Raw genomic sequence first — 23,715 nt, 5'->3', positions numbered from 1 at the left:
AACGTATTAAATGTCAACAAAAGAATGTTACTAAGTCAAATTATTTCATTCCCCATTTTTCAATATACACGTGATCATCCAAAGATTCATCTGGAACCCAACCCGCAATTGAAAATGCCGATTTTTCGGGTATGTGCTCTGGATATCCTAAAGGAATGACGCCAAGCGGAACGACGCTAAAAGGAATATCGAAAATTTTTCTTACCTTTTCCTTGTTATACCGCGTTATCCAAACCGTACCTAATCCCTCTCCATGCGCAGCCAGCATTAAATTCTGTATCGCCATGCAAGTGCTCAGAATATGTTGACCTTTTCCGGGTTCTCCCTGTTTAGTTTTATTGGGATCAGCGCAAACAACGATTAGGACAGGAACTTTTATCACAAAATCGGTTGAAAAATGATCAAGCCTTTGTTGCCAAGTTTCATTCAGTGTTTTTTTATATTTTATAACTTCGTCATAAAAGCATTCCGAAAATAATTCTTTTTTTTTTTGATTTTGGACAACGATAAAGTACCAAAATTTATAGTTAGATGCTGACGGCGCCGAATGCGCTGCTTCCAAAATTCTTTGGATTTTATCTTTCTCAACCGGCTTATCCAGAAATTGTCGTACACTTCTTCTTTCCCTGATCGCTTGCATCAATTCCATATTATTTCCTCCAGCAACATTTATTTACTTTCCTTTGAAATTAGGGGTTCGTTTTTCGAAAAAAGCGTCTACTCCTTCGTTTTTATCCTCGGTTGCACAAATTTTTCCAAATAAACTAAGTTCTAAATCCAGGCCATCTCGAAGCGAAAATTCCAAAGAGCTATTAATTGCCTCCTTGGCGAACTTTATCGCAATGGGACCTTTGTTTAATATTTCCTGAGCCAGGTTTTGAGCTTCATTGATCAATTGTTCATGAGGAACAACCCTGTTTACAAGTCCAATTTGATATGCTTCTTTAGCGTCAATTATGCGTCCAGTAAAAATGAGATCCTTTGCCCGGCCAAGTCCAATTAAATGTGTGAGTCTCTGGGTTGCTCCAGCTCCCGGGATGATGTTATAGTTAACCTCTGGTTGAGCAAATTTTGCATTTTCGGAAGCAATCCTTAAATCACATGCCAACGCCAGTTCACATCCACCGCCCAGAGCATATCCGTTAATAGCAGCAATCACAACTTTGGTGGAATGATGAATCAGAGAAAACACCTTTTGAAAAAAACTTAGCCAAATTTCACCTGACTTTTGGTTTAACTGTTTAAATTCATTTATATCAGCACCACCCGCGAAAAATTTTTCCCCTCGGCCTGTGATAATAATGATTAATACATCATTATCACAGATCAACGCCTGCAAGGCGACTTCTAACGAGCCCAAAATAGTGCGGTTAAGAATATTTGCAGGAGGATTATCAATATGTACGTAACCAATATGTCCTTTAATTTCATATTCTACGGTGTTTTTTAATTTGGCCATATTCTTTCTCCCTATTACCAATATAGCTTGTGTTTGCCCGAAAAGAGCTTGATTTCGGCGCGATTTTAAAAATTTCCTATCCCCCGGCATCAAAGTGGCTGCCGGTTTTAGCGCATAAAGAATAAGAATTTGAGTTTTTAGAGAAAATTTGAAAATTTGTGTAGTTTTTAGGAACAATTCTCCTGTGTTTTCAGTATTTTTTGTCTATTTTTGATCGCGTCAAGCAGCGATCAACGCCTGTAGCGGATTGTCCTGCTTTTGGCGTTGATGTTCTTTCTCAATTAAAATGCGACCAAGGGTCAGTAAGTTCCGTCCGATTGCCGCCATCGCGACATACCGGTCATAGCCTGTTCTTGCTTTGTCCCGGCAGCGGTTAAGCCTATTGGCGGACACCAGGGAATGGATGCAGGATTCTACACCTGAATGCCAGTTGCGTATTTTTTTGAAAGGCGCGGCATGCTCCCTTTGCTTATCGGCACTGTTAAGTCCGCCTTTTTTGGGTAATACTGTCAAAGGCACCAGCTTCTGAAGCGCTACCAAATTGGTGGGGGTCCAGACGCCTTTATCAAAGCTACAGGCTTGAATTTTATGGTCATAACGTTCCTGAAGAGGGTGTAGGGCGTAAAGGATGGCAATGAGACCATGCCGGGATGAAAGGTCCAGTTCAATATCTTTGATAGAAACTCCATCAATGCGCAACTGGGGAATAGATCGAAATCGCATGGATACCACCTGTGAAGATTTTCTTCTGATTGGGTGAATTTTATTTCTGAAAATCCTTATCATATTGATTTTATTGATATCATATTAAACACAAGAAGTATTTTATTGTAAGCAAAAAATTAACTATTTCGACCGATATCAGGGAGATATTGTTTTCGGACAGACACTAATTATATCAAAATAATATGATTAAAAACATGCTGCCTACCATCCCCGAAAGTTGATTTAAGACGTTTTTTCCTTAAAGGTTAATACAGGGCAATGGGCGTTCAGTATGACATATTGAGCTGTTGATCCCATTAAGAGCTTCCCAACTTGAGACCTAAGGCGCACTCCAATAATGACTAAATTGCATTCCTTTTCTTTTGCATACTGAACTATCGCGTTACCTGGGTCCGCGCCACGCGTCAATATCTCAGATTCACATGGAATGCCGGCCTCAATAAAGCGTTTTTTCACCTCCTCGATTCTCTTCATAGCTTCACTCATTTGGGGTTTTAAAGCTTCTCCCTTGTCCCCGAACATCAAAGAAGTAACAATCAGAACTTCCGAATTAACGGCTTTAGCCAGGTCCATGCTAAGCCTTAGCGAGTCTTCGCTCATGACCTTATGGTATGCTAATAGAATTTTCATTTGCGAATCTTCCTTTTAAAAAAAGTTTGTAATTGGCAATCCTTTTTAAAAAAAACAGGCCTCACCATGCCGATGGAATGATACAAGACATTGTTTTAAACTTTACAAGCCCATCGATTTCATCTCCTATAATCCTATGAGTTTATACACTCTTGTCCAAAAACGGTTTCAAAGTGGAGTAATCCAATAAGATCTTGGAAAAAAGCCTCCTTGTAAGGCATGGTTTAACAGCGACGAAAAACCCTTAGCCAAAAACAAGGAGGCAGCACGATGGTACGACATGCAAGTCTGTTTAGTCAATTGGTTGCTTTGTTTAATCGCGGACAATTCCATAGTCTGGTCTTTCATCATAAAGCCGAGTGGTACTGTAAAGGCTTTGACAGTTGGAATCATTTTGTATCCATGTTATTTTGCCAATTAGCTCAAGCCAAAAGTTTACGAGAAATCTGTGGCGGCCTGTCCTGCTGTCTGGGTAAGTTGCGCCATCTCGGGTTCAAAAAAGCACCGAACAAATCCATCCTGTCCTACGCCAATGCTCACCGGCCGTGGCAGATGTATCAGGAGCTATTTTATCAGACTCTTGATAGATGCAAATTGGCCGGTACCGGCAAACATCGATTCAAATTCAAAAACAAGCTGTTATCGCTGGATAGTTCAACAATATCCCTGTGTTTATCTCTTTTCCCTTGGGCCAAATTCCGAAGAACCAAAGGAGCTGTGAAATTGCACCTGCTGCTGGATCATGACGGATACCTGCCCACGTATGCTTATATTTCCAACGGCAAAAAACATGATGCCACTAGCGCCCGCAAGGCCCCGTTGTCGCCGTATTCAATTGTGGCCATGGACCGGGGATATAACGATTATGATCTTTTTGCGCATTGGACCGAAAACCATATTTTCTTTGTCACCCGATTAAAGGGCAACGCTGATTATACTATCGCCGGTGAACGCGCTGTCCCCCAAAACCGAAACATCCTTGCCGATCAGTTGATCCAATTTAACGTCCATTCCGCCCGAAAAAAATGCCCATATCTACTCCGCAAAGTGGTTGTTTGGGACAAAGAGCAAAACCGCCAAATCGTTCTTTTGACCAATCATCTCGAATTTGGAGCAACCACCATATCGGAAATCTATAAGGATTGCTGGCAAATTGAGCTGTTTTTTAAGGCGCTCAAGCAAAACCTGAAGGTGAAGACCTTCGTCGGAACCAGTGAAAACGCCCTATACATCCAGATTTGGACAGCATTAATCGCCATGCTGTTGATCAAACTCCTTCAGTTCAAATCCAAGTTCAACTGGTCGTTATCGAACCTGGTGGCCTTTTTGCGCTGGAATCTCTTTACCTATCGGGACTTATGGGAATGGATCGATAATCCATTCGATGTTCTCCCAATAACTCCAGAGCCTGTCCAAGATATGCTGCCATTTAAAGGTCTTGGACAGCACATGTTAAAACCGGCAACCTGATTTGTGATTAGGAACGCAGGAGGCCATAACCTATTGAAATCTAATTCAGTGAATACCGTTTTCTAATTTATTTTGGACAGCAGTGATTCTGGATATCTTATGACTTAGCTACCGTCACGATAATAAAGAGGATGTTTTAGCCAAGCCAAAAAGTTATTTTCTGTACATCCACTTTTATCGGCGTACTGGGATGTTGGTCAGGAACACCGAGAGGAATAATTCCGATAATCTCTTTTTGTTTGGATATATTCAAAAAGCGAAAAATCTCATTTTCTCTCATAAATAAAGGCCCTGTCATCCAGCAAGTCCCCAGCCCCTCATTCCATGCTGCGAGCAGGAGATTTTGTGTAGCCGCTGAACCATCTTTTATATTATTATGCATGGTCCACTTATCTTCAGCTTTCGGAACGGTTACTATTATTGCCAGTGGGGCGTTACCCAAGTATTTAAAAAACAATTTCAAACCATCAACTTTGTCTTGAGAATCATCGCAGGGAATCGGTAGGTCCTTTACAATTTCTCTGAAATCATCTTCGCTTACTGCATCCAATACCCCCTGAAAAGAATCTACTAGAATTTTTTGCATACGATCCAGCAATGACCGCTGTAAAACTAAAAATTCCCAGCACTGTTTATTGCCTGCTGAGGGTGCAAGGTTTGCGGCCTCAAGTATCTTGATAATTATGTCTCTAGGTACGGGATCGGGCTTGAATTTTCTTATACTTCGCCGGGTGCGGATCGCATCTATTAGTTCCATGAATCAATCCTCTCAGTTGATGAGTCGCAAAAGGTTGTTTATAGTCATGACTATGCCGGGAATCTGGGCTCTACGTAAGGATCTGCCCTGTGCCCGCCGCCTCGACAGACATAAAGATTTTTATAGCCTGAATTGCACGAAACTCGACACGAGCGGCACATGCCCCTAATTCCTATTTCCTGAAGTTTTAGCAGGACGCTTTTCCCTTAAATCCCTACCGCCTATTTTTACCTCTACGATGAATTTATTGCCCCGCTACATGGCTAATGGACCAATTTTATAAAAAATTCCGTGCAAAAATTTTCTTGCTCACACCGGATTTTAAAAAATTCGGGTCTACGTAGGGACTCTTTCCCATAGCTTCGGTTTGATCCTCAATCGGTCGCCATAAATCCATAAAAGGCCAAGAGCGCCGGCGTTCTGCTATCATACAACGAATATTTGACTGCGACGTCCATAAGAGCAAGTTTGGCATTTTGTCGAAAAAATTATAGAGCGATGCCTTGTCCTATGCCCGAACTTGCACCAGTAATGATTGCAACTTTATTATCGAGCCTATGCATTGAGCCCTCTCCTTCAGCCCAAAACAAAATAGATTTGGATTTCATATCCTTACCTACACGCCTCCTATCATCTCGAAAAAAGCCTGTGCTCTCGTTTTAACTTGCCCCAGAGCTCCGACTTCGGAGGCCTCAATAAACAGGGTTTTGATTCCCATATTGTTCAATAATTTTTTTGTATCCGGAACCGCAAAGCCAAAAGGATCGCAATATTTTTCCAGTATAATTACTGCTCCTTCAACTTTTGCGGTTTCAGCAAGCTTTTTGATATTATCGAATCTGATATCGCTCGGATATTTGGCTGCACAAAATCCAGAATACCAATTGCTATCAAGAATAGATCTGAAAGGATCTCCCGAGGTATCAGCATCTTTCATTATCCACCTCATTCCTGTACATGTCTCATCCGTGACGAAAATACCCTTTGAACTTTCAAATTCCTTCAACAACTCCAATTCTGTAAAATCAATTGTTGAACCGATTAACATCAAACGGATCTTATCTCTCGAAATCTCTTCCATTTCCTGCAAATCATCCCGTAGCTTTTCCAATTTCAATACATAATCACTGCTTGGTGCTTGCATTACCGCCAGAATCACCTCCAAAACTTGATAACCATAAATTGCCGGCGTTTTTTCAACTCGTATTCTATATATATCGCGTAGGGTTTTTCTGATCTTGTTCATCAATTTAATGGCATCCGCCAATTTTTCATCTGTTATTTTATTGCCGCTGAAGTTTTCCAGGGCTTCCTTAAATAATTTTAATTCTTGTTCCCACCAAGCCCTTGACGCATCCGAAGATGTTTCGGCGGGTAGCTGTAGGAAATAATCAAAATCGACACACCTATGCCGTCTCTGAATATCATGAGCGTATTGTAGAGTATCGCAAACCTTAGGGGTAACAAGTCCATCTAAATACTGTAACTGACCCCTTAAAAGCTGGTCTAAGTAGCTTCTGCAAATATTGCATGAAAACGACTGGAGGGAAGCATCAGCGAGTGTAATCGTTTGTGGATAGCTCAACATCCTGACTGGAATCATGTCTGCTGCCAATATCATTTCAACAGGGACATAAGTACAATCATAGCCGATCATTTTTTTTCCGGTTTCTTCCTTTAATTTCCGCATATTTTCAGAAATTGACTTATTGAAGTCGGAAAAAGGCCTGATTAATTCATTAGCATTATTCATGGCATTTACCCCACATTAAATATTCAAAGAATCCCTATCAATCCCACCAAATCACATTGGCTCTAATTATGGCCGATGATGATGAATCAAAATATATAAAACGAGGTTGTTAATTTATCCCTTCCTCTGTTCAAGCATCTCAACAAAATTTTCAAACTGGGCCCTCACCTTTTCGTCATTGAAGTCCCTTGGATCAGCCATGTTGCCTTCAAACCTCAGACACGGTATGCCGACCCTGCGTTCAAGCTCTGATGCCATTTCAGGTATTGGGTAAGCAATAATTTTACATCCGCGATTGTCCATCAGTGCCATCGCATCACAGCTCCAATCCCTGATTAGTTCTTCCCCCCATTTAATTCGATTCTCAATATTGTAATTAAGGTACTGTTTTGCAAAACCCCGCATCGTCTCTTCAAAGTTTCCGACGCCGACCTCAGTATAATCAAGGAACATCCGGTTGACCATAGAAACAACAAAAACAGCGTCAACTTCGGCAAGCCATTGCGGTAGCATGTCCAGCCTGAACCAAGGGGGGTTGCTCACAAAAAGCAAACGATATTTTTCGTTTGGGATGGCGGTGATACCCTTTGCTATTCGCTCATCAATTTCTTTTTTAACTTCTTTGTATATATCTACTGCATCTTTTCGGCCTCGCCACCAGACGATCGGCAGCATTGGGAACAGAAGATCCCATTCATTTATAGGGCTAGGTTTCATTTGGGAAGATTTGGTAATCGCATCCCAGAGTTCCCTGGTTTCCAGTTCATATCCGATATTTTCCAAGTACCTGTCGTGGTCGAATTTTTGGCCAGTCTGTTGTTCCAAAAAATTAATAAGGTCATAGGACCTTTTGATCCAGTATTCTTCGTAATGTTTGGGAATGGGATCCTTAAGTCCTCTGTCCCAAAACGGGATATCAAATACAAACAATGGAATATCGTAGTGTCTTGCCAACATTTCCCACCAATGAATATAGGTGTTACAATTGCTGCGGGCTGTCACTAAAAAATCAGGGGGTGGTAGTGCATTTTCGGCTTCACCTGCTCCGGAGATAGATTTTCCCAAGTTCACCCTATCGTAGGAACAAAGATCAACTGAATAATCTAACTTTTCGGCTTTCATTTGCCACTTGACTGATTCACCCATATATGCAGCAAAAGCACCGTCTAACTCCGGTTGGAAGATATATATGTCAAATGAATACATCAGGGAAAGAGGAACAGGGACCGTCACCCAACAGATTTTGTTACTTCCGGATCTTTTGGCCTCCCATCCATCTTGGATGTACTTTGCCATATACTCTCCCGAAATCTCCTTAGAGCGTTGAAGATAATTTATTTTTCCCGCCCCGGAAGTCACTTTTCTGGATTCAACAAAAAAATCCATTCCTTGTTTTTTTTCATCTTCGTTCATTGGAAACTCCATATAAAAGGTTATGGATAAACGAGTATTTTATAATGTTTATCTAAATTATTGGCAAGCTCCTCAAACCCCTCGGCTACAGCGACTCTGTCACCTATTTGAAATTTGGATGCCTGGGAACCGATTTCTATGACCTCGCCTACGAACTCATGTCCCATAACAACCGGTGGCGACTTTATTCCGGTCAATGGGTGTGGATGTTTGGTCATTATTAGTATCGGTCCTGCCATATATTCGTGAAAATCCGAACCGTAAATTCCGCAACATTTTATCTTTATTTTCACATGACCGGGGAGCACTCCGGTTACAGGTATATCTTCAACACAAATATCTTTCTGATTGTACCATAGGGCTGCTTTCATGATTTAAAACACCTCGTGCATCCTCCCCGTAAAACCGGCATCCATCTGATTTGTTATGGATGCCAGTTTCTACGGGTGTGAAGGGAATTCCGACACATCACATAGGATTTCAAAAAGATCATTAATGCGATTTTTTCTGTAAGGCTTGAAGAGTCAGATCATCCTCTGCAATCTTATCCGTGTAGAGATGATCCTTACAATTTGTATCGAATGAGGTGGCATGCATAGCCTGCGCATCTACCGCTAATTGGTATCCGCCGACAATAAATCCCTTCGGATAATCCTTCCATCCAATTCTTGTTGCATCCGGCCGGAATTTATCAATCATGGCCTGATAATAGGGGCTGTTGTCTTTACTGTATCCCCTCTGGCTGTTCATCTGTAATTTCCAGAGTTCCCCTTTCTGGTCATACATCGCATGATATACCACCCACTTGGTTTCGCAATCTATCCACAATAATCTCCTGCTATAGGGATAATTCGGATCATTGTAAATCGCTTCAACCACCCACATGGGCCGAATTTCCCAAGTTCCCCCGTTTTGATTCCAATAGGGGGGATTTTTGGTGTCAAGATAATTTGTTTTATATTTCCCGTCTTTGTCCACTTCCAGCGGCGGCAATTTATCGTGCAGGTTTCCGAACATAGGTACGATACCCAGAAGCTTGGCATTATCAAACCATGATATCTGACCACTGTAACCGTACATTGTATCATCATTGATCATGTCGGATCCAACGAAAACCTGCTTGTTACCAAACGACGTGCGACGAACCCTTCGTGAACCGGGAACATAAGCCCAAAGATCATCGAATGTCCCATTGTTCTTCTTAAATTGGAATGTCCACATTCCGGCAATATCGAAAGGATTAACGCCCCCTACGTGATATATGGCTCTTGTATCGTCAAGTTCCTTTTCCGGAATGATTTTACCGCTGAACAAACGAGTTTCAGATGGACGAACCCAGGCCATCCAGTCCTGAGAGCGATCGACTCCATTTTCTGCGTCTATCCAGTGAAGCATCCAATACAGATCCCAACAGTCTCCCAAAGGACGATAGAAAAGATTCCACATTGCCTTGTAACCGGCATCGGGGTCATCCACAGAAGGAAATGGAAACGGTGTACCGCCAACATAGTTTTCGAGGTTTTTATCCGGTTTAAGCTTAACATTCTTGTGATACACTTTTGTAGCGGCCAACCATCGATTCGGCGGGCTCCAGGATTCGGTTTCCCGAACATAAAAATTCCAGCCGTTTTTAAGGAAAAAGTCATAGATAATATCTGGAAGCAGTCCCTTTACTTTTTCTGCATTGCTTCCATCGATCTTGTCTCCGATCTTTATTCCCCTATCTGCTAGCAATTTATGATAACCTTCAATATCTGCTTCGCTGAGTTTGAATACCACTTTTTCAAGCTCAGCAGGATCTTCTGTCTCGGCAATTTTGATCCATTCTCTTTCCTGGGCACTGGCCAGATGAGATGTCAGAATCAGTAAAATTAAGGCCAAGATGAAACGGGCACTGTTCCGAATAAAATTCATGGCAATCCTCCTTGGTTATTTTCGGTTGGTTTTTACGCCTGGTTTTTTCAAAAAAGCGAATTAATAGGCAACCCTCATACTCAACATCGTTTCATAAGTACTAAACTGACCTTTAATTAATAGGCCCGAATATAGTCCATTCTATATTAGAACCATGAGAAACCATAATTGAACCGTTGGTGCCACACGCGACTATTCTTCCTGATGGGGATATATCAACGCCACTGATCCATCCATATTTTCCATTCTCGCGAAATAGATATTTTTGGTTTAGACCGGCTTCGTTTGGCTCGAGCGAGATACCCAGGCCATTATCACCAACGATGATATAGCCATTGCTATCTCCGGATACATCAAATAACGAATAATCTGTATTGAGAGTTGTGAACCGCCAGTCTTCCCCTCCGTTGTTCGTTTGCAATAAGATTCCTTGCTCTCCAATTATTACCCCCTTTTCGGGGCTTTGAAAAAAGACGGCTTTTAAATATGGGATCCGCTGTTCTACGATAATCTTTTCATAAGACCAGTTTTCTCCTCCGTCTATGGTGTTGAATACGGTTCCATTCTCACCCACCAGCCATCCCGTTAGCTCATCCACAAAATAAATATCATTCAACATGGGATGAATTTCTGCTTCAAATTCATCGTATGGTAGTACTACCTTTTCACCATGATCTTCCCAATTCTTGCCGCCATCTGATGTATACAGCAGAGTTCCATACGCTCCGACAATCCATCCCTTCTGCTCGTTAATAAATTCAACTTGAAATAACTGTTCGGTGGTGCCGATTTCTATTAAGGTCCAAGTTTCCCCGCCGTCTTTTGTATGAATCACTGCGCCATCCCCGCCGACCGCCCAAACTATTTTTTCATTTATGGATTCAATGCCTAACAACGGTTTGTTGGTAGGGGTCTTAAGTCTTTCCCATGTTTCACCACTATCAATTGACCGCAGCACCGCACCAAAATGACCGGAAATAAATATTTGTTCTTTGACCGATGACACATCATAAAACCGATCAAAACGGTTTATAAACTCCAAAGACTTAGAGTTGAAAATCAATTGACTGCTTTCAGCAGCATCTGTGCGCTGGGGATTAATTGTATTAAAACCGTAAATAAGAATAACTGTCAGGCTGATCAGCAAAAAGCTTTGGGAAGAACGATAATTTTTTGTATTCATTTTTAGAGGCCCTTAAATTTTCACTTCTAAATTGAATTAAATCATAGCCTTTTTCCGCATAAATTTAGGCGTAAATATGGATATCAAAGTTGGAATAATAATCATTGCTCCCAACATATTAAAAATTAATATCAAGAACAGGAGGAGCCCCATTTCCGCTTGAAATCGAAGTGGTGAGAAAGCCCAGAAAATAACGCCCAATGAAAGAGTCGTTGCTGTAAAAAATATGGCTCGTCCTGTGGTTCTTATGCCATTCGCTACGCCTTCTTGCATATCCTTCGCATTCGGTATTTCTTCCTTAATACGACTGAGTATGTATATGCCATAATCCACTCCGATTCCAACACCGAGCGAAGCAACCGGAAGGGTATTGACGTTTATGCCGATATTCGCCACCGCCATAAACGCGTTGGTTAATATCTGGGCTATCCCCAATGGTATAATGAGAATAAGACCTGCATAAAATGATTGATAGGTAAACGCGCTTAAGAAGAAAACCGCAGCAAAAATCAATGCCAGGTTCAATAGCTCTGAATTGGCGACGACCTCATTCATTGCAGCATGAACCCCCATAATGCCCCCTGCCAGTCTGAACTTGGCGTTCGGCAGAGGGTTGCCCGCAATAAACTCCTTCGCGGTACTCAGCGCCTTTCCAACAGTACTTCCGACATGATCTCGATAAAAAAAGTTAATCATCGAGTATTGATAACCCGGGCCAACCATACTTTCAAAATCACCCGGATCTGAGCCAGCCAGGAACATATAGAACAGATTGCCCATCAGGTATTTGTTATCATTAACGAGTTCCCATTTGGGATCCCCATTATGAAAAATCTTATTGATGCTGCTTAACACATCCACATATGAACCCGACCCCCCCAAATTTGGATCGAATTGCATGGTGTGCTGAAAATTTTCCATTATATTGGCTATGCCAGGATTTATCATCGGCAGTTCAGTCCCAGGGTCACCCTCCAGGATAACGATCAAGTTGTCAAAACCCAGAAAGCGTTTGTTCATTTTGATCGCATTGGTATTATATTCATGATCTGACCACAAAAGAGGCGAACCTGGTTTACTCTCGCCTATTGTGACGTCTTTCGCCAGGATGGCGGATACCCCAACAATGATAATCGTGACAATTACAATTCCCCACCGTCCTCTCCCTGTGGCATATACGCCGAGTTTAGCAAGAAGGATCTCTATTATACCTGTCCCTTCCGTATGAACTTTCCCTTCCTTCATCCTTTTAGGCACTGGCACTAGGGTTAAAAGGATGGGAATGGTAATCACAACAGAAACGATTATGGTAAGAACCCATAAACCGCACGTCAATGCCAATTTTTGCAGAATCGGAATCGGCGCTACCGCTACCAGGAAAATACCGGCGGCATCTGTAACAGTGCCCAGCACACCTGGGGCAAACAGTCCGGTCAGTGAGCGTTTGGCGGATAGAAACCGATTTTGATCCTTTACATATTCTTCTCCAAAGCGGGACATCATCTGAACCGTATGACTTATGGTTCGAGCGGTAATAAGAAAAGGTATGACGATGAAGAGCGGATCAAAGCTGATATTAAACAGGGGGAAAAAGCTAAGTGAAATCGTGGCGCTGAGGAAGGCCGAGATCAAGGGCAGTAAAACACCTGCGATATACCTGAAATAAAAATACAAAGCAGCAATAATACCCAAAAGACTCAATATCAAGAACACATACGTTTGAACGGAAAGATCATAAATGTAACCTACGACCATTGGATGACCTACAGCGTAAATATCAATGCGGTCATTCTTATGTTCATTAATGATCTTTTTGATGCTATTGAAAACTAGAGGATAATCTATCAGCTTCTCGTGAAAGCTTGCTTTTATGAGGGTTGCCTTACCGTCTACAGAAACCCATACGCCATTAATTGTCTTATCATTTTTTACATTCTTTTTTAACTTGACCAATTCCTTTTCATTCTGCGGAACATCCTCCATTAGAACTGCGGTTTCAATCGCGTCAAAAACCGGTTCGACCACTTTTAATTTTGATGAAGCAAGTGAAATAACCTGATAATGATTTACCCCCGGGATTAAATGCAATTGCTGTTGAATGTCCCTAACCTTATTTAAAATGTCGGAGTTAAAAATATCTCCTTCCTTTGTTTCTAATACGATATAAACATCGTTTGCTCCTCCAAACTTCTCTCTATATTGCTTAAATGTCTTGATATAGTCATGCTTGTGGGACATAAGGTCATCAAAGTCTGTCGAAATCTTAATGTCTTTGATAAAATAACCGAACACTACGGTCACAACAAGTATCAACGCCAGAATTAAGATTCGAAATTTCAGAGTATATTCTGCAATTTTATTTATCATAATACATTTTCCTTAATTGCCTGAAAACAATCGATCAATATGTTCATGTGCGAAAACAGCCGCCCCCAGCGCACCTACTATCTGAGGATTCTCACATGCCAAGGTATTGACGTCCTTGATCTTATTCTGAATACGGTTCAATATCCCGATATTTTTAGCTATTCCGCCAGTAACCATAAAATCGGATTCGATGCCGACTTTATAAACCAGCCCCATCACACGTGTCGCAATAGACTCAAAAAGGCTTAGCAGAATATTTTCCTTCGATTCGCCTCTTTTCAGTGATGAAATGATTTCTTGCCGGGCAAAAACCGCGCAAACCGAACTAATGGGAATGGTACCGCTTGCTTTAAGTGACAGCGGCCCTATCTCTTCCAATGGTATTTCCAGTGTATCCGAAATGATTTCCAAAAATCGGCCCGTGCCCGCTGCGCATTTGTCATTCATCATGTAATTTGTGACCTGCCCCCGGTCATTGCAACGAATGGCTTTACAATCCTGGCCACCCATATCCAATATCGTTCGCACACTGGGAAAAAACCAATGCGCGCCTCGGGAATGACAGGAAATTTCGGTTATGTATTCGTCACTGTATGGCACATTTACACGCCCGTACCCTGTTGCCACAATATATTTCAAATTCCGTCTTGTCAGATTGGATTTACTTAATCCCTCTTCCAAAATTGCCTTACTGGTGGCAACGCTGTCCGGTTGAGTAGGGATTACGGCATGACCTATTATTTCATTATTTTTCATGATAACGATTTTTGCGCTTGAAGAGCCAATGTCTATACCGGCTGTAATCATAGAGAATTTCCCCCCAACAAAGCAGCTCCTAGTGCGCCGGTGATTAACGGGTTTCCGGGAACCAGGATACGGCATCCTAGCTTGCTTTCCATTGATTGGACAAGACTTTGCATTCTGGCAAGTCCACCGGTCATAACCACTTGATCATTAACTTTTATTCTCTTGAACAGACCAGCCAATCTTTCAGATATGGCATCGATGATTCCGGCAACTATATCTTCCTTTGAAATTCTACTGTGAATTAGAGATATCACTTCAGACTCGGCGAAAACCGCGCATGCATTGCTAATCGAAACTTTTTGATTTGCCTTCTTCGCATGGGCATCAAAATCCTGTAAGGGAATTTGAAGTATTTTCGAAATCGGCGACAGAAACATGCCCGTAGCGCCAGCACACTTGTCACTGCTGATAAAATTTTTGATTTTATTACCTTCTCCCAGTGAGACCGCGGTGCTGCCATGGGCCCCAGTAATTAAGATTGTTCTTGCTTCAGGAAAAAGAAATTTCACCCCGCGGGCATGGCAAATGGGTTCGGAATAGCTTTTGCGTATGAAAGAAATACTTTGCTTTTCTCGACCTGTAAAAACCTCGTTATCAATATCCTCTACGCGGAGCGATGCTTTTAGTAGGGTCTGATCAATCAATTTACGGTAACCAACTTCCGCTTTGTCGCTGGATTGAATCACAACGTCAGATATTATCGTATCATTATTGATAATCACGGCCTTCAGAGTTTCCGACCCAATATCAACGCCCAAATTAATCATGATTATTAACCTATATTCCTTTGATAACTTCATAAAATGCGCTGATGCGTGTACTGATTTGTCCGACGGAAGACATCGCTTCCCCCAACTCTATTTTAAGCGTCGGGATGTTGGATTTTTTGAACTCGTCTCTAAGATCGGGAAATGAAATCTCGTGGGGATCGCAGTATTTTTGTGTAAGAAAAACAACACCATTTATCTTGTAACTTTTTGCAAGCTTTAAGATATCGTCGAATAATAAATTAACGGGAACTTTTGTGGGGCATGGAACCCGGTGAAGATATCGGTCGGCTATTCTTTTCATTGGATCCCCGTTTCCGCCCACGTCATCCATGATATTTCGTGACCCGACACACGAGGAATCAATAACAACAGAACCACCCGCTTTTTCAATCTCTCTTACAACGTGTAAATTGGACTTGTCAAGCGCCGCACCGATAACCATGATACGAAGTCCCGTAGCCGCCTTTGCATCTCTTTGGCGGAGAGCGACCAAAAGCTTTTCCAAATAGCGGTTATGTTCCTCAACAGGCATGATCAGACCGGCGAGCAAGATGTTTATTCTTTCAACACCAGAGATAAAGATCGCTTCGCCCTTACTTAAATCATAAATCTGTCTTATCAAAGCTCGGTTTTGATTATAGAGATCGATTGCATTATTCAGGTCGGTTTTGGAGATTTTTTTTGCGATGAACTTTTCAAAATCTTTTGCAAACAAATTCATCTCTTCCTGCCAAAAGTCTTCTACTCCGGCACCCTGAAGATTGCTGGGAGCCTGCAGAAAATATTGATAAGAGATCGAAGTGTTTTTTTTCAAGACGTCAAAACATATTCGTGTCGTATCACAAGTCCGGCATCCTACTATCCCATCAAGATAGTCAGCTGAGCCTTTGAGAACCTCATCGACTATGCTGCGAATGAAAAAGCATGTAAAATGAGGCAGGTGTTTATCACTTTCCTGAATATTCTCAGGTTTACTTAGAAAACGTACGGGCAAGCACCCGGCTGCTTGTATAATTTCAACAGGAGTATAGGAGCACAAGTAACCGATAATGGGGTGTTTGTTTTTTTCTTTCCACTTTTGAAGATATGTTTGTTTGTTTGTTAGGATATATTCAAGTTCTTCAATGATTGTATTCGCGTCTAACGTCATTGCTCAACCCTCTATTCTTATGCGTTTTCGAGGTTCTGTTCCAATAAGTCAAGATACGCTTCGATTTTACCGCTGATTTCCTCATCAGACCAGAATCGTAAATCAGCGCTGTTGCTTTCATATACGAGCGTGGGTATGTCTAACCGATCCTCAAGCGCCTGCATCACATCGTAAAATCCAAAGGCAAATGCTCGGCATCCGCGATTGTCCTGAAAGATTGCGCCATTAACCTTATGTTCGGTGCAAATTTGAATTGTATCTTCGATCTTTGTTTCCAGCCCTTGATTGATGTAATTCTGAACTGTTCCTATGGCAATATCTTCAAAGGAACCAGAACCAATATTGCTGAAGTCTTTGAAAAGATAATTGGTATTCGACGCTACGAAAATTCCGCCTCGTTTGGCCAGTATGGCGGGAACAAACTGAAAATTATACCAAGATGGATTGCCATTGAAAAACAACCGGAAACGTTCATTGGGTAAAGCGGGGATCTTATTTTCTACCCGATATCTGATTTCACTTAGAATATGATCCAACAGATCCACCGTCATTTGAAGTCCCCGCCAATTTCCCATTGCCATTAATGGTACATACAAATCCCAATCTGAATAAGGTGCCGGAGTTATTTTTCCGTACTCCAGAATCTCGCTCCACTGATCATGTGCCCTGTTAGAAAGCTTTACAATTTCCCGATATTTATCAATATCGAATTTTTTCCCGGTCTGTTTCTCCAGAAATCGAACCAATCCTTTCATGCCTTCCACAAAATACTTCTCATGGTGCTTCTGAAGCGGTTCATTCCTTTTCTGTTGGAAATACGGCAGTTCATTAATATAAAGAGGGATGTTAAAATGCCGGGCATAAATTTCCCACCACGATAGATGGGTCTGGCACATATGGCGGGTTGCCACTAGAAAATCCGGTGCTGGCAAGGCCCCCTCCTCTTTTGACCTGCCCAGTATAAGTTCGCCCAAGTTGGTCCGGGCTACGGAACATACCTCAATATCATAGCCAAAATTTTCCGCAGCTTCTTGATATACTGTACTCTTACCTTCAAACGATGCCATTACGCCGCTAAACTCCGGCAGAAAAGGAAGAACATCAAAAGCGAAAAGCAATTCGTGAGGCACACTGGAAGTAATCCAGGAGATTTTATTAGTTCCCGTTTCCTTTGCCCGATGGCCTTCCCCGTAATACATAGCCATGTAATCCTGAGTTTTGTTGATCGACTCAAGAAAATTGATTTCTCCGGGTTGTGTTTTATCGTATTTTTCTTTTTGTAATTTGCTCCAGCCTTCTTTATCAGTCATATTAGTTAACCTTTTGTCTTGTTTAAACTATCCCGAAAATCACGATGTCCATTTCCATTATACTTATACAACAACCTAAGAAATTTTTATAAATACCAGAAAGTATAGCATCAATAAAACTTCCGCTTTTGAACCGAAAGCATAAATCCTTTAGACTATTAGCGCCCGGATGAAGCAGAGAGTAAGAAAAAAAGACTTGTTGACCTCTCTGGTTTTTATCTTTGCTTACGTTCTAAAAAGTATACTTTAACCATCCATAAGCTTCATTGTTTTTGTCAAAGGCACCGAAGTATTTACCGCCAGCATATTTTGACCCCATATATTGAAATCCCACCCCGAAATTCCAGTCGCGCTTATGCGTATAGGAAAACTCTAATTTACTCCAAGTTTCACCGTCCGGGTTATACATGGAAAACGACAGCACATTTAACTTATTTGCCATATAATTAGTACTGAGAACAAGCGTTATGAGTGTCATATGCTCTTTGTCATCCGGATCGCCGAATGAGACCTCATCTTCGGCATCAACCAGCCATTCTTGAAATACCTGTATACTGTGGTATATGCTCTGCCCGGTAGGATTAATAAAAGAATTATAAAATTCCGCATCATAGCCCACCATATATGCGAATGTATCTTTTTCGTAAACTTTGGGATTGTTTACCATGTCAGTACTTTGGTGGTCTTTGTCAAAAGAGTAAACGCACTCTCCTCTGAGCACTGGAATCCCGAACCCCGGTATTGCCCATTTCGACTGAGTGTTAAAGGTAGCGCCGACCATCATGACCTGCGGAAAATTAAAGAAATCGTCTGGGGTCCCGTTTGCCAGCCCGGGTTTCGTCAGCCAATCTTCAGCCAGGACAGGGTCTTGTTGTCTGCCGTAAAATCCAAAAACTCCCACATCTATCCATCTCGCATTGTATTTCATTCTGGCGCCGAATTCCGAGGCGCTTAAAGTTTTATCAGGCTTTGAAACATCTAGTGAATCAATCAGAAATTGGGGGAAGCCGGCAAACGCCCAGTTTGATCCTTCCGGAGGAAAGTTGGTATGTTCAAATCCATTATCAATCACATTAGGAAGAAAAACGAATTCCGCGGAAAATTTGTCGAACGTTGTGATTGTCCTTACACCCCATTTAGGTATGCGAATATCCTCCCAGCTTGGGAAAAAATAATGCCAGCTATAGTCGAGCGGGTTAATGATATCGGCCATCCTGAACCCATCTGATTCCCCCCATACAATCTGCTGCTTACCAATTCGAACGAGCCAATTTTTGGGTGTATAATCCAGATAAATCTCCCTTAAATCAATGTCTTTTCTGAAGTCATCCCGGGCGTGTTTGGAAATTCGGTCTTCAATGTCTGAGTCAATATCCATGGAGGCATCATACCACGCCCTGAAAATCCCATACATACGAAAGGTATCCGTCATTTCCCACTTCGACTCTACCTGCAATGTATTACGGAACAGAGTTATATCCCCCGATTCATAACCAGGGTGCACTTCATCTGCATCCTGGGTCCGCACACCGAAATCATTTCGGAGATAACCCGTTATCTCCACATCCCCGCCTAACACGGAGATACTTGCAAAAACCGATGATGGGCCACATAGCCATAAGAAAATTGTTAAAACAACAACGGACCCGAAAAACATCTGAATATTCCGGTTCTTTGTACTCATAGCTTTCCTCCTCAGTAATGGTTTCAACGATATTTATGCTCTATCCCAGACTGTCCTCGCACCTCATTTCATCTAGTTCCATTTCTATCTTCTATTTATTCGCTGCCTATTCTCTTAAAGCAAAAGTTCGTCACATCGAAACATTGTCTTCCTCATGCTGGCCTGCCAGCCGGTTCATTTTCTTCAGTTGATCGGCTACATTTTTTAATCCCAAGTCTTTTAAAACGTCCATCCTGGGATAGCCGGTCTTTGGATCAAACCCTTTCCTGGTCAAAAAATCATCTACCAGTTTATCGATGATTTTCTTATCCGCCTTTACGCCTTTTTGCGCGCCATCGGGAAAAGCGGTTTCATAAAATTTCTCGCTCATCTGATACAGTGACCTATCAAAACCCTCACGAACATTGAAGGACCGTTCCATAACGGATATTCTTCTGCCCACCTGCAATAAATCGTTCTTTGTATACCTGACACCGGTTCCTGCACTTAAAATTTCAGCATATTCTTCCAGGGTACCGCCCCCATCCGGGGTCATTGTAAAACTAGCAAACAGACAAGTCGGCAATGAATCAAGAATTGCGTGTACATTTTCAGAATAATCAATCAATTCAGGCTTTCCGTCGACACTATACATATCACCTGTTTTCTCTGGAGTGCCAGGCAACAATGCATTTACATATTCCGGGGTGGTCATCCAGTTAAAATATGGAAGCGCCTTGTTATGGTCCCCTCCCCGGTTGCTGATCAAATGCGACAAGGCAACATCATATCTGGCCCTGGGACATTCACTTGTATCCAATTTCGTAATGATGGGCTGATATTTCTGAGAATCTTTCCCGATCCTGTTCGCCGCCTCCTCGTATGAACACGCAAGCACGTCGCCGATGCCGTCCCGGTAGGCAATTTTTCGCATCAATTCCAAAAAGACATCTTCGTTGCCCCAGGTCAATTCCAGCCCATCGCATTCCTCTTTGGTCAAAATACCCCTTTGATAAAGTTCAGCGGCCCATGACATGAGATGCCCCACACTGAATTGAAGCCCCAGCCGGTTAGCCACTTCATGACATTTAACGACAAATCCCCAATCCGGTACGCCTAGATTGGGACCAAACACGAACTGCGCGTAGTACTCGATCCCCTCGAGATGGGTTCCCGCGTACTTGCCTGATTTAACTCGCATGTAATGACCGCATTGGATCGGACATCCAAAACAGCTTTCATTCGGCAACGCTTCGATCTCCTTGATAAATGTATCCGGACTCAGCGCTTTGCTTCCTTCCGGAAAAGTCCCCTCCTGGAAGTTGCAAACAGGCAAGGCACCTTGTACTTCGTCAAGAATGGGGTAAAACGCCATTGTCCCAAATTTCGACCAGAGGGTATAATTCGGAGCCTTTTTCAGATTTTCGCGAATCTGCCAATTCAGCTCCTCAAACTTATCCGGGTCATGAATTCGAACGCCTTTGGAACCTCTGACCGCGATCGCTTTGAGGTTCTTTGAACCCATTACTGCACCGCTCCCGCCTTTGCCCAAACCTCTCGATCGATTCACCAGTGCGAGGCCATAAGCAACCAGATTTTCGCCGGCAGGGCCTATGGTAACAGTTGAAATTGTATTATCATCTATGGTTTCTTCTATTCTTTCGATTGTCTGCCATGTATCTTTACCCCACATTTCGGCAGCGTCCCGAATTTCGACATTGTCATTGTCGATCCATATCCAAACGGGCTTTTCAGCCCTGCCGGATATGATGATGGCATCATACCCGGCCCATTTCAGTTCTGGGCCGAAATACCCCCCGGCATTTGAAAGCCCGATCAAACCGGTCATGGGTGATTTAAAAACGGCTGAGAGTCTGCCGCTCGACGGGAACAGCGTACCGCTGAGCGGACCTGTCGAAAGTATGAATAAATTTCCTGGGTCCAGCGGATCTGTGCCCGGTGTCAGTCGATCATACAGCAGTTTGCTTCCCAAGCCATCGCCGCCTATAAAATTGACTGCCATTTCCGGATCAAGCGGCTCCTTTTTAATTTCACTTTTTGTCAGGTCTATATTGAGTAATGTTCCGGCCCAGCCGTACCATTTTTTTTTGTTTTCCATAATTTTTCTCACTATCTCATTCTGATTCGATTTTTCTTTAAATATCAGCCGGTATAGAAAGAATTTTTTCAGTATCAATCGCCGATATATCCATTAACTTCTGCACGCCCCTTTGTTTCTTAATCACACCTACCTTATCCATATCTACAAAGGTCAACGCCTCTTTAGGGCACCATTTAACACATTGGGGAGTGCCCGGATCCAGACACAAATCACATTTAATCATTTTTGAACTCATTTGATCGAAAGATATACCGCCGAATGGACAGGCAATCATGCAGAGCTTGCAGCGGATACATTTGTCATGATTAACTATTTTGGCACCACTTTTTTCATCTATTTCAATAGCATCTCGCGGGCATACTTTTTTACAGTAGGGATCATCGCATTGAAGACACATAAAGGGAATATTGACCCCTTCAGCCTCATTTTTAATCACGCTGATTCTTGCCCTTCGCGGGTTAATCACGCCTTTTTCATGAGACCATGAGCAGACCATTTCACAGGTCCTGCATCCCCCACATTTATTGGGGTCCATCATTATTATTTTTCTCATCTCAACAATCCTGTTTCTTTAGCTTTTCAAAATAGTTACTCCACAGTGCCCATGTGCCCCGTAAACATGGGCAAGCCCTACTTTTGCATTGTTGATCTGGCGAGTTCCAGCCTCGCCTCTGATCTGTTTTACTAGTTCAAAAACCTGCCCCAGGTGTGAAGCGCCCACTGGTTCGCCCTTGGAAATTAATCCCCCACTCGCATTAACCGGAATTTTTCCGCCGATTTCTGTAATGCCCTGATCAATTAACTCCCCTCCTCGGCCTTTGGGGCAGAATCCCAACTCTTCATATGCCTCGATTTCACAGAATGCATCCGTATCCTGAACCTCAGCAAAGTCGATTTGATCCGGCCCGACCCCGGCCTCCTCATAGGCGTCTTTCGCAGCCAAAGCATGGACGGTTGGATTTGCTGTCGGAGTGGCGCAAAAGGCTGCCACTTGCGTTAATGGAAACTGAGAAACCCGATGAACACATGCGGCAATCTTAATCGGTTTCTGCGAAAATTTACGGGCCGTCCTTTCATTGCAGACTATTGCGGCTGCGGCGCCTTCATTTGGCGCACAAACCATAAGTAACCGAATGGGATCGTTAATCACGGGAGACTTGAGAATGGCATCTATCGGAAACTCTTTTTGATACATTGAATAGGGGTTGTTCACGCTGTTTCGATGATTTTTTTCCGCAACTTTCGCAATCTGTTCGATTGTGGTGCCGTAATCATGCATATGCCTCCTGGCATTCATTGCCCAGTATGCTGGATTTTGGCTCAGGCCCATCAGGCACTGCCATCTTTCAAATATCAATTCCGGATTCATAAAGCCCCTGGGCATCTTTTCAACGCCTAATGCAAGAACAGCGTCATATTTTCCTGCTTTTATAGCTGTCTGCGCCATATCGAGGCACGAAACGCCCGCCGCACATGCCGCCTCGACATCCACGATTGGTATTCCGGTTCGACCGAAATGATTCATAACTCTAACCCCAACGGACATTGGCAGAAAAACCGTTGAGCAGAATACTGCTTGAATATCCCTGATATTCATTCCGGCATCAGCAAGGGCCATTTCCACGGCAGTCAAACCCAGTTCTGAATAATGCTTGCCATCAAAACGGCCGAATTTATGTATTCCAACTCCGATTATAATAGCAGATTCCGTCATCTTATTTCACCTTTCGTTTTTTTATTTAAACGGGTTTGAATGCATAGCTGATAACTTCGGTTCCGTCCTTTTCTGTCCACCCCTTGTTTATAACTAATTCGACATCTGACCCGATTTTCAGATTTTCAGGTTCACAATCTGTCAATGTCGAAATCAGCCGCACTCCTTCGGGCAGATCCACCCATGCAATGGCGTAAGGAATAAATGGATCGCTTGATCCCGCATATGGAGGCGGCGGAGGGAAATTGGCAACAGTGAAGCTATAAATTTTCCCATGCTGACTCAGGACTACGCTCTCCAATTCTCTTGAGCAGCAGTTTTCACAGGCATACCTGGTGCCAAAAAGAGTGATGCCGCAGGAACGGCATCTGCTCCCTCTTAATCGAATGTTGTTGATGTGATCTAATGGTTCCGTCAAAAACCCGGGCGCAAAGGGAACAGGAGATGCTTTTTTTCCATCAATTATCTCGGTTTCTATATGTCCAATGCTCATGGTATTCCTTTCTG

Annotated in this window: 21 protein-coding genes; 1 reads left to right on the top strand and 20 read right to left on the bottom strand. The window is 42.6% G+C overall.

The window, feature by feature from the left end; genetic code table 11:
- Nucleotides 1-40: 40 nt before the first annotated feature.
- The 4 genes from RBT11_14015 to RBT11_14000 all read right to left on the bottom strand — a co-directional run bounded on the left by RBT11_14015 (nt 41) and on the right by RBT11_14000 (nt 2,815).
- Nucleotides 41-649 carry a nitroreductase family protein gene (locus RBT11_14015; GenBank protein MDX9787896.1) on the bottom strand — a complete coding sequence of 203 codons (609 nt, stop codon included), beginning with the start codon at nt 647-649 and terminating at the stop codon, nt 41-43.
- A gap of 24 nt (nt 650-673) precedes the next feature.
- Nucleotides 674-1,459, bottom strand: a complete 786-nt coding sequence (locus RBT11_14010; GenBank protein MDX9787895.1) for an enoyl-CoA hydratase-related protein — start codon at nt 1,457-1,459, stop codon at nt 674-676.
- A gap of 219 nt (nt 1,460-1,678) precedes the next feature.
- The gene (locus RBT11_14005) at nt 1,679-2,182 is read right to left on the bottom strand and encodes a hypothetical protein (protein MDX9787894.1); all 504 of its coding nucleotides are present in this window, start codon (nt 2,180-2,182) and stop codon (nt 1,679-1,681) included.
- 225 nt (nt 2,183-2,407) lie between these two features.
- Entirely contained in the window at nt 2,408-2,815 is a 408-nt protein-coding gene (locus tag RBT11_14000; GenBank protein ID MDX9787893.1) for a universal stress protein, read from the bottom strand.
- A gap of 270 nt (nt 2,816-3,085) precedes the next feature.
- Here RBT11_14000 and RBT11_13995 point away from each other — a divergent pair, with 270 nt between their 5' ends.
- Nucleotides 3,086-4,285 carry an IS4 family transposase gene (locus RBT11_13995; protein ID MDX9787892.1) on the top strand — a complete coding sequence of 400 codons (1,200 nt, stop codon included), beginning with the start codon at nt 3,086-3,088 and terminating at the stop codon, nt 4,283-4,285.
- Between the two features lie 136 nt (nt 4,286-4,421).
- Here the strand turns inward: RBT11_13995 and RBT11_13990 are convergent, their stop codons facing one another.
- From RBT11_13990 to RBT11_13915, 16 genes are all read right to left on the bottom strand, one after another.
- A complete protein-coding gene (locus tag RBT11_13990; protein ID MDX9787891.1) occupies nt 4,422-5,042 on the bottom strand; it encodes a nitroreductase family protein in 621 nt (206 codons plus the stop codon).
- 616 nt (nt 5,043-5,658) lie between these two features.
- A complete protein-coding gene (locus RBT11_13985; protein ID MDX9787890.1) occupies nt 5,659-6,795 on the bottom strand; it encodes a 2-hydroxyacyl-CoA dehydratase family protein in 1,137 nt (378 codons plus the stop codon).
- Between the two features lie 114 nt (nt 6,796-6,909).
- Entirely contained in the window at nt 6,910-8,208 is a 1,299-nt protein-coding gene (locus tag RBT11_13980; protein ID MDX9787889.1) for a 2-hydroxyacyl-CoA dehydratase family protein, read from the bottom strand.
- A gap of 20 nt (nt 8,209-8,228) precedes the next feature.
- On the bottom strand, nt 8,229-8,579 hold the full coding sequence (locus RBT11_13975; protein MDX9787888.1) for an alcohol dehydrogenase catalytic domain-containing protein: 351 nt from the start codon (nt 8,577-8,579) through the stop codon (nt 8,229-8,231).
- Between the two features lie 121 nt (nt 8,580-8,700).
- A complete protein-coding gene (locus RBT11_13970) occupies nt 8,701-10,122 on the bottom strand; it encodes a DUF1329 domain-containing protein (protein ID MDX9787887.1) in 1,422 nt (473 codons plus the stop codon).
- Between the two features lie 112 nt (nt 10,123-10,234).
- Entirely contained in the window at nt 10,235-11,305 is a 1,071-nt protein-coding gene (locus RBT11_13965) for a YCF48-related protein (GenBank protein MDX9787886.1), read from the bottom strand.
- Between the two features lie 36 nt (nt 11,306-11,341).
- Nucleotides 11,342-13,672: an MMPL family transporter gene (locus RBT11_13960; protein ID MDX9787885.1), complete on the bottom strand. Its 2,331-nt coding sequence runs from the start codon at nt 13,670-13,672 to the stop codon at nt 11,342-11,344.
- A gap of 12 nt (nt 13,673-13,684) precedes the next feature.
- Nucleotides 13,685-14,479, bottom strand: a complete 795-nt coding sequence (locus RBT11_13955) for an acyl-CoA dehydratase activase (GenBank protein MDX9787884.1) — start codon at nt 14,477-14,479, stop codon at nt 13,685-13,687.
- Nucleotides 14,476-15,246 carry an acyl-CoA dehydratase activase gene (locus RBT11_13950; protein MDX9787883.1) on the bottom strand — a complete coding sequence of 257 codons (771 nt, stop codon included), beginning with the start codon at nt 15,244-15,246 and terminating at the stop codon, nt 14,476-14,478. Before RBT11_13950 ends, RBT11_13955 begins: the two co-directional genes overlap by 4 nt.
- 10 nt (nt 15,247-15,256) lie before the next feature.
- The gene (locus tag RBT11_13945; GenBank protein MDX9787882.1) at nt 15,257-16,399 is read right to left on the bottom strand and encodes a 2-hydroxyacyl-CoA dehydratase family protein; all 1,143 of its coding nucleotides are present in this window, start codon (nt 16,397-16,399) and stop codon (nt 15,257-15,259) included.
- Nucleotides 16,400-16,416: 17 nt separating this feature from the next.
- Complete coding sequence (locus RBT11_13940) at nt 16,417-17,709, bottom strand: 2-hydroxyacyl-CoA dehydratase family protein (protein ID MDX9787881.1); 1,293 nt, start codon at nt 17,707-17,709, stop codon at nt 16,417-16,419.
- A gap of 232 nt (nt 17,710-17,941) precedes the next feature.
- Complete coding sequence (locus RBT11_13935) at nt 17,942-19,393, bottom strand: hypothetical protein (protein MDX9787880.1); 1,452 nt, start codon at nt 19,391-19,393, stop codon at nt 17,942-17,944.
- Nucleotides 19,394-19,523: 130 nt separating this feature from the next.
- Nucleotides 19,524-21,491 (bottom strand): aldehyde ferredoxin oxidoreductase family protein, encoded by a 1,968-nt coding sequence (locus RBT11_13930; GenBank protein ID MDX9787879.1) that lies wholly within the window; start codon nt 21,489-21,491, stop codon nt 19,524-19,526.
- A 37-nt stretch (nt 21,492-21,528) separates the two neighbouring features.
- Nucleotides 21,529-22,047: a 4Fe-4S dicluster domain-containing protein gene (locus RBT11_13925; GenBank protein MDX9787878.1), complete on the bottom strand. Its 519-nt coding sequence runs from the start codon at nt 22,045-22,047 to the stop codon at nt 21,529-21,531.
- A gap of 18 nt (nt 22,048-22,065) precedes the next feature.
- Nucleotides 22,066-23,208 carry a thiolase family protein gene (locus RBT11_13920; protein ID MDX9787877.1) on the bottom strand — a complete coding sequence of 381 codons (1,143 nt, stop codon included), beginning with the start codon at nt 23,206-23,208 and terminating at the stop codon, nt 22,066-22,068.
- A gap of 25 nt (nt 23,209-23,233) precedes the next feature.
- A complete protein-coding gene (locus RBT11_13915; GenBank protein MDX9787876.1) occupies nt 23,234-23,701 on the bottom strand; it encodes an OB-fold domain-containing protein in 468 nt (155 codons plus the stop codon).
- Nucleotides 23,702-23,715: the final 14 nt, after the last annotated feature.

The organism is Desulfobacterales bacterium, assembly GCA_034003325.1.
Classification (GTDB): domain Bacteria; phylum Desulfobacterota; class Desulfobacteria; order Desulfobacterales; family JAFDDL01; genus JAVEYW01.
Note: the sequence above shows the minus strand (reverse complement) of the source record. Positions and strands in the feature narration are given on the sequence as shown.

Excerpts from the sequence above, each read along its gene's own strand:
- RBT11_14015 (MDX9787896.1), bottom strand. The coding sequence starts at position 649 with ATGGAATTGATGCAAGCGATCAGGGAAAGAAGAAGTGTACGACAATTT.
- RBT11_14010 (MDX9787895.1), bottom strand. The coding sequence starts at position 1,459 with ATGGCCAAATTAAAAAACACCGTAGAATATGAAATTAAAGGACATATT.
- RBT11_14005 (MDX9787894.1), bottom strand. The coding sequence starts at position 2,182 with ATGCGATTTCGATCTATTCCCCAGTTGCGCATTGATGGAGTTTCTATC.
- RBT11_14000 (MDX9787893.1), bottom strand. The coding sequence starts at position 2,815 with ATGAAAATTCTATTAGCATACCATAAGGTCATGAGCGAAGACTCGCTA.
- RBT11_13995 (MDX9787892.1), top strand. The coding sequence starts at position 3,086 with ATGGTACGACATGCAAGTCTGTTTAGTCAATTGGTTGCTTTGTTTAAT.
- RBT11_13990 (MDX9787891.1), bottom strand. The coding sequence starts at position 5,042 with ATGGAACTAATAGATGCGATCCGCACCCGGCGAAGTATAAGAAAATTC.
- RBT11_13985 (MDX9787890.1), bottom strand. The coding sequence starts at position 6,795 with ATGAATAATGCTAATGAATTAATCAGGCCTTTTTCCGACTTCAATAAG.
- RBT11_13980 (MDX9787889.1), bottom strand. The coding sequence starts at position 8,208 with ATGAACGAAGATGAAAAAAAACAAGGAATGGATTTTTTTGTTGAATCC.
- RBT11_13975 (MDX9787888.1), bottom strand. The coding sequence starts at position 8,579 with ATGAAAGCAGCCCTATGGTACAATCAGAAAGATATTTGTGTTGAAGAT.
- RBT11_13970 (MDX9787887.1), bottom strand. The coding sequence starts at position 10,122 with ATGAATTTTATTCGGAACAGTGCCCGTTTCATCTTGGCCTTAATTTTA.
- RBT11_13965 (MDX9787886.1), bottom strand. The coding sequence starts at position 11,305 with ATGAATACAAAAAATTATCGTTCTTCCCAAAGCTTTTTGCTGATCAGC.
- RBT11_13960 (MDX9787885.1), bottom strand. The coding sequence starts at position 13,672 with ATGATAAATAAAATTGCAGAATATACTCTGAAATTTCGAATCTTAATT.
- RBT11_13955 (MDX9787884.1), bottom strand. The coding sequence starts at position 14,479 with ATGATTACAGCCGGTATAGACATTGGCTCTTCAAGCGCAAAAATCGTT.
- RBT11_13950 (MDX9787883.1), bottom strand. The coding sequence starts at position 15,246 with ATGATTAATTTGGGCGTTGATATTGGGTCGGAAACTCTGAAGGCCGTG.
- RBT11_13945 (MDX9787882.1), bottom strand. The coding sequence starts at position 16,399 with ATGACGTTAGACGCGAATACAATCATTGAAGAACTTGAATATATCCTA.
- RBT11_13940 (MDX9787881.1), bottom strand. The coding sequence starts at position 17,709 with ATGACTGATAAAGAAGGCTGGAGCAAATTACAAAAAGAAAAATACGAT.
- RBT11_13935 (MDX9787880.1), bottom strand. The coding sequence starts at position 19,393 with ATGAGTACAAAGAACCGGAATATTCAGATGTTTTTCGGGTCCGTTGTT.
- RBT11_13930 (MDX9787879.1), bottom strand. The coding sequence starts at position 21,491 with ATGGAAAACAAAAAAAAATGGTACGGCTGGGCCGGAACATTACTCAAT.
- RBT11_13925 (MDX9787878.1), bottom strand. The coding sequence starts at position 22,047 with ATGAGAAAAATAATAATGATGGACCCCAATAAATGTGGGGGATGCAGG.
- RBT11_13920 (MDX9787877.1), bottom strand. The coding sequence starts at position 23,208 with ATGACGGAATCTGCTATTATAATCGGAGTTGGAATACATAAATTCGGC.
- RBT11_13915 (MDX9787876.1), bottom strand. The coding sequence starts at position 23,701 with ATGAGCATTGGACATATAGAAACCGAGATAATTGATGGAAAAAAAGCA.